At 69.5% G+C, this 14,090-nt stretch carries 15 protein-coding genes and 1 pseudogene; 3 read left to right on the top strand and 13 right to left on the bottom strand.

The features are described from left to right. The 5 genes from QWJ13_RS13545 to QWJ13_RS13525 all read right to left on the bottom strand — a co-directional run bounded on the left by QWJ13_RS13545 (position 1) and on the right by QWJ13_RS13525 (position 5,011). Positions 1-2,091, bottom strand: a complete 2,091-nt coding sequence (locus tag QWJ13_RS13545) for a SidA/IucD/PvdA family monooxygenase (RefSeq protein ID WP_316524209.1) — start codon at positions 2,089-2,091, stop codon at positions 1-3. A 120-nt stretch (positions 2,092-2,211) separates the two neighbouring features. Continuing rightward, complete coding sequence (locus QWJ13_RS13540; protein ID WP_316524208.1) at positions 2,212-3,315, bottom strand: DUF6421 family protein; 1,104 nt, start codon at positions 3,313-3,315, stop codon at positions 2,212-2,214. Positions 3,316-3,419: 104 nt separating this feature from the next. Further along, complete coding sequence (locus tag QWJ13_RS13535) at positions 3,420-4,433, bottom strand: winged helix-turn-helix transcriptional regulator (protein ID WP_316524207.1); 1,014 nt, start codon at positions 4,431-4,433, stop codon at positions 3,420-3,422. Between the two features lie 71 nt (positions 4,434-4,504). Continuing rightward, a complete protein-coding gene (locus QWJ13_RS13530) occupies positions 4,505-4,798 on the bottom strand; it encodes a hypothetical protein (protein ID WP_316524205.1) in 294 nt (97 codons plus the stop codon). Between the two features lie 27 nt (positions 4,799-4,825). Then, complete coding sequence (locus tag QWJ13_RS13525) at positions 4,826-5,011, bottom strand: hypothetical protein (RefSeq protein WP_316524203.1); 186 nt, start codon at positions 5,009-5,011, stop codon at positions 4,826-4,828. Between the two features lie 609 nt (positions 5,012-5,620). Between QWJ13_RS13525 and QWJ13_RS13520 the strand changes: the two genes are divergently transcribed. Then, entirely contained in the window at positions 5,621-6,598 is a 978-nt protein-coding gene (locus tag QWJ13_RS13520) for a helix-turn-helix transcriptional regulator (protein ID WP_316524202.1), read from the top strand. Positions 6,599-6,945: 347 nt separating this feature from the next. Here QWJ13_RS13520 and QWJ13_RS13515 read toward each other — a convergent pair whose 3' ends face one another. Beyond that, positions 6,946-8,469, bottom strand: coding sequence for a DEAD/DEAH box helicase (locus tag QWJ13_RS13515; RefSeq protein WP_316524200.1), 1,524 nt, complete (start codon positions 8,467-8,469; stop codon positions 6,946-6,948). A 371-nt stretch (positions 8,470-8,840) separates the two neighbouring features. Continuing rightward, positions 8,841-9,044: a cold-shock protein gene (locus tag QWJ13_RS13510; protein ID WP_030918248.1), complete on the bottom strand. Its 204-nt coding sequence runs from the start codon at positions 9,042-9,044 to the stop codon at positions 8,841-8,843. 506 nt (positions 9,045-9,550) lie between these two features. Here QWJ13_RS13510 and QWJ13_RS13505 point away from each other — a divergent pair. Next, the gene (locus QWJ13_RS13505; RefSeq protein WP_316524198.1) at positions 9,551-9,772 is read left to right on the top strand and encodes a hypothetical protein; all 222 of its coding nucleotides are present in this window, start codon (positions 9,551-9,553) and stop codon (positions 9,770-9,772) included. A gap of 233 nt (positions 9,773-10,005) precedes the next feature. Here the strand turns inward: QWJ13_RS13505 and QWJ13_RS13500 are convergent, their stop codons facing one another. Then, complete coding sequence (locus QWJ13_RS13500) at positions 10,006-10,311, bottom strand: MerR family transcriptional regulator (protein WP_316525146.1); 306 nt, start codon at positions 10,309-10,311, stop codon at positions 10,006-10,008. Between the two features lie 758 nt (positions 10,312-11,069). Beyond that, positions 11,070-11,249 (bottom strand): hypothetical protein, encoded by a 180-nt coding sequence (locus QWJ13_RS13495; RefSeq protein WP_316524196.1) that lies wholly within the window; start codon positions 11,247-11,249, stop codon positions 11,070-11,072. Positions 11,250-11,506: 257 nt separating this feature from the next. Between QWJ13_RS13495 and QWJ13_RS13490 the strand changes: the two genes are divergently transcribed. Beyond that, positions 11,507-11,884 carry a GvpU-like protein gene (locus tag QWJ13_RS13490; protein WP_316524194.1) on the top strand — a complete coding sequence of 126 codons (378 nt, stop codon included), beginning with the start codon at positions 11,507-11,509 and terminating at the stop codon, positions 11,882-11,884. 76 nt (positions 11,885-11,960) lie between these two features. On the opposite strand, the pseudogene QWJ13_RS13485 reads toward QWJ13_RS13490, so the two are convergent. From QWJ13_RS13485 to QWJ13_RS13470, 4 genes and pseudogenes are all read right to left on the bottom strand, one after another. Further along, a pseudogene (locus QWJ13_RS13485) lies at positions 11,961-12,269 on the bottom strand (L-threonylcarbamoyladenylate synthase); the annotation flags it as partial. A gap of 91 nt (positions 12,270-12,360) precedes the next feature. Further along, positions 12,361-12,525, bottom strand: coding sequence for a hypothetical protein (locus QWJ13_RS13480; RefSeq protein ID WP_316524193.1), 165 nt, complete (start codon positions 12,523-12,525; stop codon positions 12,361-12,363). Positions 12,526-12,554: 29 nt separating this feature from the next. After that, on the bottom strand, positions 12,555-12,758 hold the full coding sequence (locus QWJ13_RS13475; RefSeq protein WP_316524190.1) for a CsbD family protein: 204 nt from the start codon (positions 12,756-12,758) through the stop codon (positions 12,555-12,557). Positions 12,759-13,213: 455 nt separating this feature from the next. Beyond that, positions 13,214-13,816, bottom strand: coding sequence for an HD domain-containing protein (locus QWJ13_RS13470; protein WP_316524189.1), 603 nt, complete (start codon positions 13,814-13,816; stop codon positions 13,214-13,216). Between the last annotated feature and the right edge of the window lie 274 nt (positions 13,817-14,090).

Raw genomic sequence — 14,090 nt, 5'->3', positions numbered from 1 at the left:
TCACTCATGGGTGCCTCCAAGGGAAAGGGGGGAGAGGGAGCGCGCCGTCAGGTCGCGCGGGTCGTCCTCGGTGATCAGGCTGATCCCGACCGCGTACTCGATGAAGTCCCGCTCGCCGCTCTCGCTCGCGCGGGCCAGGGCCACCGCCGCGTGCCTGCGGTCGGTCTCGTCGCGGTCCTGGGAGAGCTTGAACCGGCCCACGAGTTCGTCGATCTCGATCTCGAAGCCGATGATGCCGCCGATGATCCGGTCGATGCGGGGGTCGTCGGCACGCAGCCTGTTGTCGGACTCGGAGTGTTCCGCGATCCCGATCAGGCCGCGGATCAGTGCGTCCCGGTCCTCGATCATCCGCACCCGGCCGCGGACGTGGACGGACATGGAGTTCCAGGTCGGCAGCGGGTCGCTCTCGAAGACCGACGGCGGCATGTAGGAGTTCGGGCCGTGGAAGACCGCGAGCATGCGCCGCCCGTCGACGAGGTCCGCGTGCGCGTTCGCCCGGTCCAGATGACCGAAGAGCACGCCCTTGTCGCCGCGGGAGCGGTCGAGGATCAACGGGAGATGGGTGACGAGCGGCTCGTCCGCCGAGCGCGCCGAGACGAGCGTGGCGAAGCGGAAGCGCTCCATCAGGGCGTAGAGCTTGTCGGAGTCGTGCTCCAGGTACCAGGCCGGCGGGTAGTGCGCCGCGGAAGTGAAGGCGGCACCGGTGGTGGCGGCCGCCTCGGCGGACGACGACATCACCGGGCATCCGCCGATCCGGGCGGCGGGGCTCCCCGCGGCAAGGTCGTCCGCGATCTCCTTGGAGCGGAACGGGAGCAGCGACAGCAGCGTGTCGCCGAAGCCGAACTGCCCCTCCCCGAAGCCCTGGAGGTAGAGCCCGGCCCGCAGCTCGGGGGCCGTGCGGGCCCGGTAGCTGCGCTGGAGCGAGACCCCGCCGGTCCCCTGCTCGTCGACGAGCAGGGGCAGGACGTCCGCGAACATCTCAGGGTCGAGCGACCGGTCGTAGCCGGTGGCCAGCACGACCCCGTCGCACGGCAGGACCACGTCCGCCTGGTGCTCCAGGCCGTCGACCGTCGCGACCAGAGCGTCCCCGTCCTGGCGGACGTCGGAGAGCCGGCCGAAGCCGTGGATGTGCAGCCGACGGCGCCCCTTGACCTGATCGAGGTAGTCGGTGTTGAAGAGCCGGTCGAGGAGGTCCTCGCGGACCACCCCGTAGTTGGCGTCGCGCAGCTGGGCCGCGACGACCGTCCGGTGCTCCGGCGCCAGGTGGTAGAACGCGTCGGAGCTGCCGGCGTAGAACTGCTCGTTCACGAAGGGGCTGTTGTCCGTCGGCTGGAGCGTGTAGCCGGAGACGACGATGTGGACCTCGGCCCGGTCATAGTGCCCGAGGAGGTACTCGGCGATCTCTCCCGCGCTCTGGCCGCCGCCCACCACCACGAAGCGGTGCGGGGCGTCGCGGTCCGGGAACTGCGACGGGAAGCGGGTCAGGAACTCGCTGGAGTGCACCACGGACCGCAGCCCGGCGACACCCTGCGGCCCGCTCGGCCGGCCGCCGCCCGCGTGGACGACGTTCCTCGCATAGAACTCCGTACGCCGCCCGGTGGCGACGTCCTCGGTCTCGACCCGGAAGAGCGAGAGGGTGTCGTCGCCCGGCGCCGTCACCGGCGTCACCCGGTTCACCTGCGTGCCGAACCGGACCTGGTCGGTGAAGTCGCCGGCGACCCACTTCAGGTAGTCGTCGTACTCGATCCGCGTGGGGCGGAACTCGTTGAGGTTGACGAACCGCTCCAGGCGACCCTTTTCCTTGGTGTACTGGAGGAACGAGTAGGCACTGGCCGGGTTCCGCAGGGACACCAGGTCCTTCAGGAATGAGATCTGCATCCGCGCCCCGTCGATGAGCATTCCGGGATGCCAGGCGACGCCGTCACGGCGCTCGACGAAGAGACCGGAAAGCGGAATCTTCTCTTCGCGCACGCAGACCGCGAGAGCCAGGTTCGAGGGGCCGAACCCGATACCGAGGAAGTCGTACGGGTTCTCCGCACTGCTCCCCACCGTGTCCGCACCTCGACGCGGTGCCGTGGCTTCGCTACTCACGACTTCTCCTCCAGAATATTACGCTCGCACACGGGACGTTTTCCCGATGATGCCAGCACCGACACGGCCGCGTGATCGACTGCACTGCACGGTCGAACGCCGCGGGCACTGGTGGGACGTTCAGACACCGAGCCGGCTCTTGATCTCGGCGAAATACGGAATGTGCCGGTAGTCACGGGACTCCGGATCGTAGTCGGTGTACCGGTTGGTGAAGTCCAGCAGGCGCTGCTTCACGTCCTCCACCGGATCCGTGTGAATCCCCGATTCGATCCCCTCGATCTCCGAGAGGAATTCACGGAGCACTTCCGGCAGTTTCGACGAGAGCTCGATGCGCCCGCCGGCGAGACCGATCCCGCCATTGCCCTCCAGGTAGTTGAAGAGCAGCTGGGAGGCGACCGCGTCGTAGTTCGGCCGCGGGATCCCCTCCACCGCGTAGCGCAGCAGGCGCTCCGCGAGGATGAACTCGTACGCGGCCATGGCCTCCTGGCGCGGCAGTTGGGTGTCGTGCAGACAGGCGAGCATGCCGGACACGTCGACCCGCAGCTCCTCCAGTCCGGCCAGCGGCTTCGCCTTCTTCGTCGGGAGGAAGTCGGGGATGGGCATGTCGCCGTGGCGGTGGTGGTACTCGTGCAGCCGCACCCACCACGACGAGGCCTGCTCGATCTTCCGGTCCGGAGCGCCCTGGATCATCGGGAAACTCCCCGGGGCCATCACCTCGTCGATGAGGAGCCGGGTGACGCGGTTGTGGCGCTCAAGGAACTTGTCGATGAAGTAGAAGATCAGGTCGTCCGGCTGCTGGATGCCGTCGATGTGGTTCTCCGGAAAGAGCGCCACCACGACCCGGGAATCGAACCCGGAGGTCTTTCCGGTGATGTTGACCGGCATCGTGTTGCTCGCGTACCGCTCGGCCAGGTAGGGATCCGTCGGCAGCGTCTCGTAGGTGAGGAGGTCGAGGTTCAGCCGCGGGAAGTAGGACGCGTCGAAGAGCGAGAATATATGGTTGTCCCGCTGGTTGTTGATGTGCGCCTTGGTGGCCTCCAGCCGAGCTCCCGGCTTGAATACGTCCAGGTCCTCCAGGAATGCCTGGACCGCCGGCACCCGGCGCAGCGAGCGCGAGGACCCGAGCTTTCGGGAAAGCTCCTTCAGTTCGATCTCGTCGCGCAGGAGGTGACGTTCGGGGAGGGTGGCCCGAATTTCCTCCACCTCGGCGAAAACGTCGTTCATGTCAGCCACTGAAAACCCTTCCGGTAGTGGACCCGGCGGACTGCGGAAATGACCGCGGGGAGATTGGCAACGGCACCACGGACAATGAGTGTGCGGAGCCGTCTTCAGACGTCGGCGCGCGTCCGGTCCTCCAGGGCGGTGGCGAAGTCGAGCCAGGCATAGGCGTATTCGCGGGCGAGCGTCGCCACCGGGTCGATGTTGTGGGAGGGGATCCGGTCGGCGATGTCGGGGCACTCGGCCACTCCGCGGCGGCACCCGTCCAGCCAGCGGATCAGCCGGCGGCCGATGCTGTTGTAGCGCAGCGACGGATCCCTGGTGAGGGTCTCGATGATCGCCGCGGGGTCGGCGGGTACGTCTCGCTCCGGTTCGGGCCGCGGCCGCGCGGGGACCACCCGCTCGGGCTCGACGGCCTCCGCCGCCTGGCTGCACCGCCGCCGCGGCACCGGCTCCTCGCCTGCCTGGACGCGCTTGCGCACGTCGTGGACGGTCGACGGGGAGACTCCGACCCGCTGGGCTATGTCACGGATGGACGCCGTCGGATCGGTCATGAGCAACTCGTACGCCTTCATCCGGCCGCTCGAACCGTCGATCGGCCGCGCACGCCCGTCCTTCCCGACGCGCACTCCCGCAGCGCCGACCTCGGAGTGCAGCTGCCCCCGGATGCGTCCGATCGTTCCGGCCGACAGGCCGGTCAGGGACGCGATCATCCGGTTCGACCAGTGGGGATGCGACGCCACGAGCCGCGCCGCGGCGGCCGTGCGGTCGCTCCGCGAGAGGAGCAGCCCGCGGCCCTGCACGGTGTTCAGCCGCACGGCCAGCACGAAGGCCTCGTCGGCCGTGCCCTCGAACATCGTGGCGGTGATTTCCCGCCGACCACCGAGGACGGCGGCGCGCACACGGTGGTGCCCGTCGACGATCCGCATCGTCCGGCTGTGCACGACGACCGGAGGCAGGGCGTCCCCGGCAGCCGCGAGCACCCGGCAGTACGAGTCGTCCAGCTGGCCCTGACGCGGCGACTCTCCGAGGCGCAGCAGGTCGACGGGGACGGAGACCGTCGGCGCGTCGCCCGGGTCCGGGGCGCAAACGGTCAGCGAGTTCAGCGAATTGAGGGAGTTCACGTTTTCCTCCGGTCGAGTCCCACTGCGGTGCCGAGGCCTGCGCGGGAGGGGGAGCCGTCCGTCCGCGGCGGTCAGCGGGCGGCGGCGGGCACGGCGCAGGAATCGATGGACCAACCGGCCAGGAAGGGCACGACCATCAGCAAGCGCCAACAAAGGGCCAGGGCCGACGCGGCCGCCTTGGTCTCGTCCTCGCCACAGGTGAACAGAACCGCGGAGAACCGACCGGCGGTGCAGGCGATCCGCACGTGTTCCAGGCCGTCGTCCTTCTCCGCGTGCGCCCAGAAGGCGTCGGCTAACGACTGGCTGTTGATCCAGGTCTCCGCCTTGCCGGCCGGAGCCTTGACGGCAACGACGACCGCGTACATGAAGGCGCTCGGCGTATCAGCCGGCTGTCAGGCCCAGCCGAAGCCGTCGAGCGTGCTCGGCGCACCCGCGACGAGCTGCGCCGACGGCTCGGTCGTGGCAACGGCGGCGGCGCGGGTGTCGTCACCGGTTCCGACCGTGGCCGGAAGGCTCAGCAGGGTCCCCAGGAGAGCGGCGACGAACATGGGGGCGGCAACGAATCGGGCGATTCTCACAGGTGTTCCTTCCGAGAACGGGATCGGGGTTTGCGCGGCCGGCCGGAGGTTCGATGCGCCGTCCTGATGCCGCCGGAAGGAATACTGGCTTCCGGATCGCGCCGCTGTCAGTACCTTCGGACTTGCATGAACCGGCCAGGCCGGATGTGACCTCGGCAGGCGCGGCCGGTCCACCCCGCTGATCTCTGGTTTGGCAGGTTGTGACCACCCCCGGGCAGGCAGCATCGTGCCACCGGGTCCGCACCACGACCCGGCCGAGCCCCGCGAAGGGACGGCCGAGCCGGCCGCCCTGGCTTTGCCACCCAGGAGCTCGGCCCGACCGGCGACGGCACTGAAGCCCATCGCCGAGCATCAGGACCGTTTCCGGGCCTCCCCCCCTGCCTCCACCATTCCCGCCGACCACATACCCCCATGGCCGGTGATCGCCCCGTCCCGGCCCGGGCCGCTGGGCGGGACAGCGTGACGAAGGTCCCATCCAGGTGCGTTTCCGCAGGTAGCAGCTACTATTCCCTCGCAGACCCCGCCCTGGCCGAGATCTCGGCGCTCCATCTCCACAACCATGCGCACGGCACAGGGCGGCACGCACAACCTCCGCGGAAGGAATTACTGGTGCTGACGGCGCTAGGGCTGGAATCGAACGTCGAAGCGGTCTACCGACTGCTGCTCGCCCAGCCGGCCTGGGGGTTGTCACAGATCGCGGAACACCTGAACCTGCCGGAACGAGCGGTGCGCGACGCCCTCGACGACCTTTCCGACCTCCGCCTCCTCCATCCCGCCTCCGGCGAGGGGCAGTTCCTCACGGTGAGTCCCGAGATCGGGCTCGGCCTGCTGTTGAACAAGATGGCCCTGGACGTCGGCGCCAAGCAGCGCCAGCTCGACACCGCGCGATCCTCCGTGACCGCGCTGATCAGCCAGTTCGGCCGTCAGAGCCACGCCCCCGAGGTCGTGCAGCAATTGTTCGGCCTGGACGCCGTACGCCTCCGGCTCCAGCAACTCGCCGAGACCGCGCACACGGAATGCCTGTCCTTCTTCCCCGGCGGCGCCCAGCGCCCCGAAGCCCTGGAATCGAGCAAGCCCCTCGACCAGCTGGCGCTGGAACGCGGCGTCACCCTGCGCACCATGTACCAGGACAGCTTCCGGAACGACCCGGCGACCCACGAGTACGTCCGCTGGCTCGCGACGCTGGGCGGAGAGTCCAGGACCGCGCCGAGCCTTCCCATGCTGATGGTCATCGTCGACCGTGAGGTCGCGCTGGTTCCGATCGACCCTGCGGACGGACAGCAGGGAGCTCTGGAGGTTCGCAGCCGAGGCGTGGTGGAAGCCCTGCACGCGCTCTTCTCCCAGTACTGGGACAGCGGCATGCCCTGGCACGAGCACGACGGACCCGACGCGGTCGGACTCTCGCGCCGCGACCGCGAGCTCCTGTACCTCTTGGCGAGCGGCAACACGGACGAGGCCATCGGCAAGAAGCTCGGAGTGTCGCTCCGTACGGTTCGGCGCACGGTCTCCAGTCTGATGGTGCGTCTCGACGCCCGCAGCCGCTTCGAGGCAGGCGTGCTGGCGGCCCGTGCGGGCTGGTTGTCCTGAGGCCGCCGACGGCCGGCCGCTGCCGCAGGCCCCCTCGACCTGCGGCCCTGGCGGCAGCGGGCCGTTTCGCCCGCCCCTCAAGGACAACGTCGGCCACCCGACACCCGTTCAAAGGCTCCGTCGCGACCAGCCATGGCCCCCAGGGCTCCCACCCGGCCTCCGCCGGCCGCCGCGGTCCGTCCCGCGTTGCCGCTGACCGGACGGGGTGGCCCGGACGGATCAAGGCCGACTACCCCCCCGGATACGGATGGCGATCTTCCGCACGGTGTGTCGTCTTGAATGGGTGACCGCGTGGTCGACCTCGCCGGCCTGGACCTCTGGCTCCGCCGGGAGCCGGGTCCGGGGTGCTACGCGACGCGCTTGGGGGCCCGGCGGCGGGCGGAGCCCTGGTTCTCCCGGTTGGAGGTGGCGCGCGTGTCGCCGACGGTGCGGGTGGGACGGCCGCGCCGGCCGCGGTTCGCGGCGGGGTTGCGGCGCGGCCGTTCGACGACGGGGTCGGGGATCACGGTGGGGATTCCGGTGGGCACGCGGGCGCCGGTGATCCGGGCCAGTTCCTCGTCACCGGCGCTGACCTTGGTGGTGACCGGAGTGATGGCGGCCGTGGCCATCATGCGGGCCATCGCGCGGCGCTGGTTGGGCAGCACCAGGGTGACGACGGTGCCGGACTCGCCGGCCCGGGCGGTGCGGCCGCCGCGGTGCAGGTAGTCCTTGTGGTCGGCCGGCGGGTCCAGGTTGACGACCAGGTCGAGCCCGTCGACGTGGATGCCCCGGGCGGCGACGTTCGTGGCGATCAGCGCGGTGACCTGGCCCGTGCGGAACTGTTCCAGGGTGCGGGTGCGCTGGGGCTGGGACTTGCCGCCGTGCAGGGCGGCGGCCTTCACCCCGCTGGCGAGCAGGTCCCGCACCAGGCGGTCCGCGCCGTCCTTGGTGTCGGTGAACATGATCACCCCGCCGTCGCGGGACGCGATGTGGGCGATGGTGGCGTTCTTGTCGAAGTTCTGCACGTGCAGGACGTGGTGCTCCATGGTGCTGACCGCCCCGGCGGAGGGGTCCACCGAGTGGGTGACCGGGTCCTTGAGGAAGCGGCGGACCAGGCGGTCGACATTGCGGTCCAGGGTGGCGGAGAACAGCATCGTCTGGCAGCCTTCGGCGACCTGGTCGAGGAGTTCGGTGACCTGGGGCAGGAAGCCCATGTCGGCCATCTGGTCGGCCTCGTCGAGGACGGTGACGGCGACCTCGTCCAGTCGGCAGTCACCGCGCTGGATCAGGTCCTTGAGGCGGCCCGGGGTGGCGATCACGACCTCCGCCCCGCGGTTCAGCATCCAGGCCTGGCGGCTCATCGACGTCCCGCCCACCACGGTCGCCAGGCGCAGGCGCACCGCGTGGGCGAAGGGGGTGAGGGCGTCGGTGACCTGCTGTGCGAGTTCACGGGTGGGGACCAGCACCAGGGCGAGCGGGCGGTGCGGCTCGGCCCTGCGCCCGGTGGTGCGGGCCAGCACGGCGAGGCCGAAGGCGATGGTCTTGCCCGAGCCGGTGCGGCCTCGTCCCAGGACGTCGCGACCGGCGAGCGAGTTGGGCAGTGTCGCGGCCTGGATGGGGAACGGCGTGGTGACGCCCTGGCGGGTCAGCACCGACAGCAGCGCCTTGGGCATGTCCAGTTCGTCGAAGGACTCGACGGCCGGCAACGCCGCGGTGGTGCTCACCGGCATCGCGAACTCTCCCGCCGGGGACGATCCCGAACGGGCGCTCCGTCCGGAGGAGCGCCGGCCACCGGCGGGCCGGCCGCCGTAGAAGGAGCCACCACCGGAGCGGGAGCCGGCGGAAGAGCGGGAGCCGGCGTTGTGGTGGGAGGAGCGACTGGAGTGGTTCATGCGGGAGACCTTCCTCGGGGCGGCACGTCACGAGGAAGGCTCCGCGGCACAGGGCAGCGCGGGGACCACAAAGGAACGGGCCGAAAGTGTGACGGGTGGGGCGTGGACGGTGAAACCGTGCGGCACGTCACCTACGGTCGGCGCTCACCGCGCGGAGCGGGAGCGAGGAACCTCGAAGCCGTGCGATGTCACGGCAGGGCGCCGATCCGGACGCGGCGCTGTGCGTCTCGCGTGGGGATGGCCGCCGGTGGCGAAGCCAGGGGCCGGAAACGGCCGGGAGATGCGCCGTGGCGCAATGCCGAGGGGCCCGCACCAGGCATGTGTGCGTGGTGCGGGCCCCTCGCTGCTAGGCGGGTGCCGTGGCAGAAGAACTACAGCGGACGAATGTTCTCGGCCTGCGGGCCCTTCTGGCCCTGCGTGACGTCGAACTCGACCTTCTGGCCCTCGAGCAGCTCACGGAAGCCGTTGGCGTTGATGTTCGAGTAGTGGGCGAAGACGTCGGGGCCGCCACCCTCCTGCTCAATGAAGCCGAAGCCCTTTTCCGCGTTGAACCACTTCACAGTGCCATTAGCCATAAAAAAATCTCCTTCAAGGGGCTGTCCGAAGCCCGCACAGCGCGGACTTCGAGTCGCCGCGATGAGCACCCACCCGGGGAAGAGCCGGGAAAGAAGAATGCGCCCGCGAAACATCAGCAGGCGCACACAAAGTTCATGGGAACCACTACTGCAACTAAGACGACAGTAGCAGGCCGCGGCCCTTCGCGGCGGGATGTTTCCGCCTCGAATCTTCGGGGCCCCTCGCCTGGGCCTGCCGGACCGGCGCCGACAGGACCGTCAACACGCCTGGAGGGCAAGCCGGTTGACCGAGTGGATCACTCCCCGGGTCGACCGCCCCATGCTGCGAGGATCGCAGGTGCGGCGTGTCCCTCCTCACGGCGGCAGCCGCCAGGAGGACGGATCACGCCTACCGGCGCCGCCGAGGGGACGAACCGGGGCAAGCGCACGCGTCGTTCAAGATCCCCCGAAAATCGATGGCGCCGAGAACGCCCGACCTCGCGCTTTCCGGGCGCATACTGGCAGCAATGACGAAATACGCAGCAGTCCCCCGCCACCTGCCCACCAGCCCGTTCAAGGCCCGGGTGGAGGCCCCGCGCAAGCACTTCGCCGTCGGCGACCGCGTCACTCATGACGTGTACGGTCTCGGCCGGGTCATCGGCGCCGAAGGCGACATCGCCGTGCTCGTCGACTTCGGATCACGGCAGGAACGCGTCACTCAGCCATACACCGCGATGTTCCAACTCTGACCCCGGGTGCCACCCGTCCCGGCCGGCCGTCCCGCGCACCTCGTGGGCAGGGCACGCCGCCCGGGACGGCTGTCACATCGCTCCGCGCGTGCCGTCCGAGCCGAACACGGCACTCCACGCCACACGGCCAGGCCCGTCGGACTTCCATCTCATCGTGTCTTGTGTGGTGGCCACGGCCGGAGGGGGGACCGCGGCGCGCGTCGTGGGATCGCGGGCCGGCAGTCCGGTCGTCCTCAGGTGTGGTCGCCGCGGAGCTCGGCGTTGATCCGCAGGGCCTCTTCGAGTTGGTCTTCGAGGATGATGATGCGGCAGGCGGCGTCGAGGGGGGTGCCCTGGTCGACGATTTCGCGGGCGCGGGCGGCGATGCGCAGCTGGTAGCGGGAGTAGCGGCGGTGGCCGCCGGCTGACCGCTGGGGGGCGATGAGTTTGGCCTCGTCGAGGCTGCGCAGGAAGCCCGGCGTGGTGCCCAGGATCTCTGCGGCCCGGCCCATGGTGTAGGCGGGGTAGTCGTCGTCGTCGAACTTGGTCTCTGCGCTCATGTGATCCGCCGTGTCGTGGTCGGTGGCGAGGGTGGCCTGTTCCACCAGCACCTTCTTTCTCGGGAAACGGGTCGAGGGCCCCGGCGCTGTTGCGCGCCGGGGCCCAGGGGTATGTGGATTCACTGCACCATCTACTGCACTACTGCTGCCGGCTGATTCGCCGGCCTGCGGTGTCCGCACTGCCCGAGGGAGGGGCAGGATGCGGGGATCGCGTATGCGTGACCGAGGACCACCTCTTCCATGACGTTCCATGTTGATGGCTACTGCGGTGACCGCCCGGCTGGTACTGCGTGCCGTGGCGGGCGATCCGACGGGGTGAACCCTTCCCTTCTCCTCGTTCTTCGTTCTGCGTCGTGCGTACTGCGGTACTGCGAACTGCTGGCAACACCCGTCCTGCCGGTACTGCGTGGTGCGAACTTCAGGTACTGCCGGTCTTGCGAACTGCCAGGGTGTTGCCGGTACTGCGATCCTGCGCGTGCGCGACCGCCACCGCCCCGAGCCCCAGGCACAACCCGGGCCCTGGGCGCCTGACAGGTCACCCGCCTTCCACCGGGAACCCCTTGCCATGACCGGGTCCCGCGTACTGACGACCTGCACGCCTCCTGCATCACTGCTGGTACTGCCAACTGCGGCACTGCCCAGGCAGTTCATGTCTGCCTGCCCTGCGGTCCTTCTCTTCCAACACGAGGAAGACTACCCAGACCGCGGCTCAATGTCTACTCTCGCCAGCGCAGGTTTTCATGTCCGGGTGCGGGGCTTTATCGAGGCGGCACCGGCCGGCCGGTGCCGGCGGGATCGTTGACGCCGACGTACGGGGTGCGGGCGTCGCGCAGGGCGTGGAGGTCGGCGACGGTCGCCCGCTCGGCCAGGCGCGCGACGAGCCGGCGCAGGACTCTGTCATCGCCGTCGCGGACCGCCTCCGCGATGCCGCTGAGCACGCATCGGAGATCGGGGCGGACTGCCGCCCACTCCCCTTCGCGCCCCGGCGGAGGCGGTGCGTGTGCCGTGTCCGCGCTCTGCGGCGCCCTGGTCCCGCGATCCGGCGGGCTGCGGCCGAACCGCGCCCGATATCCCTCCCAGCTGTTCCACATTTTTTCATGCGGCGATCACAGCTAGTGGAATCGCCCGTGTCCGGCCGCGTCGCGGGTCAGGGCGTCCGTGCGGGCGGCTTGCGGCGGGCACTATCCTCTGATTCATGTCGAACCCTGATGGGCTGCTCGTCGACATCGCCGCAATGGTGGAGTCCGAGCGCAGTAACCAGATGCCTTTGACCGTGGTCGTCCCGGGGGCGGTCATCACCGGCCGCCTGGCGCCGGAGAGTCTGTGGAACGAACGGGTGGCCGAGGTCCTCGCCGCCTCCGAGCACTTGAAGCCCTTCGCCGCGCTGTTCTCGGCACCCGCCACCGGCGACGGCGTGGCGCCGCCTGTCGCGCGGCCGACGCATCTGCATCTGCATGTCGCCCGCATCCTGCAGGGCAGCTACGGCCTGCCCCACACCGGGGGCATGTACCGCATCGCCATCGCCGACATCAGCAGCTGGACGGTGGGGGACCTCAGCTACTCCGACCAGTGACGCCCCCTCCAGGACGGGTTCGCCGGCACTGCGGCACCGCGGTCATGGTCGATCTCACCGGCGAGGGCAGCACGACCGCTTGTGCGGCGTCGCAGTCCCGCGGGGACGGCTTGCCGGCAGGTCGGCGCTGGAGGCGGCCGGCGGCCCGGTGGCCACGAGCAGTTCGAGGGCGACCGGGTGCGCCGGCATCCTGACCGCCACGGTGCCGTGCGTTTCCCCGAGGTCCCACCGGAGCGCGGGCTTGTGGCGGGCGACGGGCGTCAGCCCGCCCGGCCGGAACGCCTGCACGAGGTCCCGAGCCCGCTGCGGCAGGTCGTCCGGCCCTGGGGCTGAAGGCGTCGGCACCCGGGCCATGGACGGTGCCGGTGGGCAGCACCACGATCTCGGTTACCGGCCGCCCAAGGGCGCCTGTGGGGCGGGAAAGCCGGGGAAGCCGTCCCGCCCCACGGGACCGGACCGGCGGCGGCGCGTCGCTCCTACCTGCGCGTGCCTCTCCCGCGGCCCAGGCGCGCACCTCCGAACACCAGGGCGGCGACGAACAGCACGGCGCCGATGACGAGCAGCCACAGCAGGCCCTTCACCAGGGCGCCGACGAAGCCGAACACCACCGCGATCAGCAGGATGAACAGGAACAGTGCCATGCCGTTGTCCTCCTCCTTCGGCCCGGACGTCAGTCCTTGCGCTTGAGCGCGCCCTTCACCCGGTCGGCGGCGCCCTGTACGGCGTCCTTGACGTCGTCGGCGGCTTGCCTGATCTTCGCCTCCGCCTGGTCGGCCTGGCCCTCGCCCTTGAGCTCCTGGTCTCCGGTCAGGTCTCCGGCCTTCTCCTTCGCCTTGCCGGCCAGTTCCTGCGCCTTGTTCGACAGGTCACCCATCGATTCCTCCCATGGTCCGTCGGCGGTGCGGCGATACCGCCTGTTCGTCACTCTTTGCCCGTTATCGCGGCTTTCATTCCTCCTTCGGCGCGGGCGGCCGCCCATGCGGTGCGAGGTCAGGCGGCGGGGGTGAGGTCGGCGAGGGCGGCCAGGACCCAGAAGGTGTCCCGGCGGGCCGCGGAGACGGGGGCGGGATCACCGCCGAACCCTTCCGCCGCCCGGCCACACGTCCGGACTCGCCCCGACTCCCGCGCGCTCACCACCCGCCACCGCGGATCCTCCTGCGCGGCGGGCGATGGACCCGCATATCCGCGCCCTCGATCACACCCGATCAACGAGCAGGCAACCCGGCAATTGCGGCTCACATATGGTCGGCACCACGTCCGGATGAAGATGCATCAACTTCGGCCCTTTCCCTCCGGCAGTCACCGCCGGCAGCTGGTCCTACCACAGGCCTAGAATGCGGGGTTGATGCCCGTATGATGTGGATTCCGCAGGTGGGCCACATAGAGATTGTTGGGCCAGCTCGCGACCGGAGCTTTCTCCGGCACTTGCAGCGCCTGCTGTACCACCGCATGAGCCAAGGTTCGTTCGATATCCGCGCGCGGCCACGCGCGTTCCAGCCCTGTTCGAACCTCGGCAGCATCCGGCAGGACGTCTTTCCCGAAGTCCATCAACACGCCAAGTCGGATAAGTCGAGTCAGACCGCCACGCGCTTCGGCGATGTGAGGTGAGGTGTGCAGAGCGATGGCGTCCCATACTTCCTGCAACTGCGCGCCCGAGAGCTCGGATCGAGCTGCCAGGAGTTCGGTTGCCGCATTGGCGCCGACCACCTCGAATCGCTGTGGCGAGCTTTGCCCGACGGCGGTTCCGACATCGTGAAGGAGTGCGGCGGCCCATATGATGTCCTCAGGTATCTCTATTTGCTCCCGCTCGGCAATGAGCCGCGAAAGAAAGCCGACCCGCACGGAGTGGTTCAGGACGGGCACGGAAACCCGGGCCGAGACGAAATCATGCACGATGCGAATGAGGGGAATGCCAGGAAGGAGCCAGTTCATTCTTATTCGTTCTCCAAAGGATCGGCTCGATGCTGAACACGGCTGGAGGGGTTCTCCTATTTCTGCCCAAAATGCGCCCACACACATGTCGTGCGTGTACAGATGAGCATGTTTCGCGCACCTCGTGCGGCAGCGCGCATCATGCGCGGCCCCCAGCCAGTCCCCAGGCCATGGGCTTGACGGACGGTCCGAGTGGCGTTCACGCCTCCAGCCTAGCCCCCCTCCCGGCGTCGATCCAGCGAGTCCGGCGACTCATCCGGAGAGTTGCCGGGAA

The organism is Kitasatospora brasiliensis, from assembly GCF_032654805.1.
In the GTDB taxonomy this organism is placed as follows: Bacteria; Actinomycetota; Actinomycetes; order Streptomycetales; family Streptomycetaceae; genus Kitasatospora; species Kitasatospora brasiliensis.
This window is presented reverse-complemented; position numbering and strand designations above follow the sequence as displayed.

Coding starts and splice junctions, on each gene's coding strand:
- QWJ13_RS13540 (WP_316524208.1), bottom strand. CDS start 3,315: ATGAACGACGTTTTCGCCGAGGTGGAGGAAATTCGGGCCACCCTCCCC.
- QWJ13_RS13530 (WP_316524205.1), bottom strand. CDS start 4,798: ATGTACGCGGTCGTCGTTGCCGTCAAGGCTCCGGCCGGCAAGGCGGAG.
- QWJ13_RS13515 (WP_316524200.1), bottom strand. CDS start 8,469: ATGAACCACTCCAGTCGCTCCTCCCACCACAACGCCGGCTCCCGCTCT.
- QWJ13_RS13510 (WP_030918248.1), bottom strand. CDS start 9,044: ATGGCTAATGGCACTGTGAAGTGGTTCAACGCGGAAAAGGGCTTCGGC.
- QWJ13_RS13505 (WP_316524198.1), top strand. CDS start 9,551: ATGACGAAATACGCAGCAGTCCCCCGCCACCTGCCCACCAGCCCGTTC.
- QWJ13_RS13500 (WP_316525146.1), bottom strand. CDS start 10,311: ATGAGCGCAGAGACCAAGTTCGACGACGACGACTACCCCGCCTACACC.
- QWJ13_RS13490 (WP_316524194.1), top strand. CDS start 11,507: ATGTCGAACCCTGATGGGCTGCTCGTCGACATCGCCGCAATGGTGGAG.
- QWJ13_RS13480 (WP_316524193.1), bottom strand. CDS start 12,525: ATGGCACTGTTCCTGTTCATCCTGCTGATCGCGGTGGTGTTCGGCTTC.
- QWJ13_RS13475 (WP_316524190.1), bottom strand. CDS start 12,758: ATGGGTGACCTGTCGAACAAGGCGCAGGAACTGGCCGGCAAGGCGAAG.
- QWJ13_RS13470 (WP_316524189.1), bottom strand. CDS start 13,816: ATGAACTGGCTCCTTCCTGGCATTCCCCTCATTCGCATCGTGCATGAT.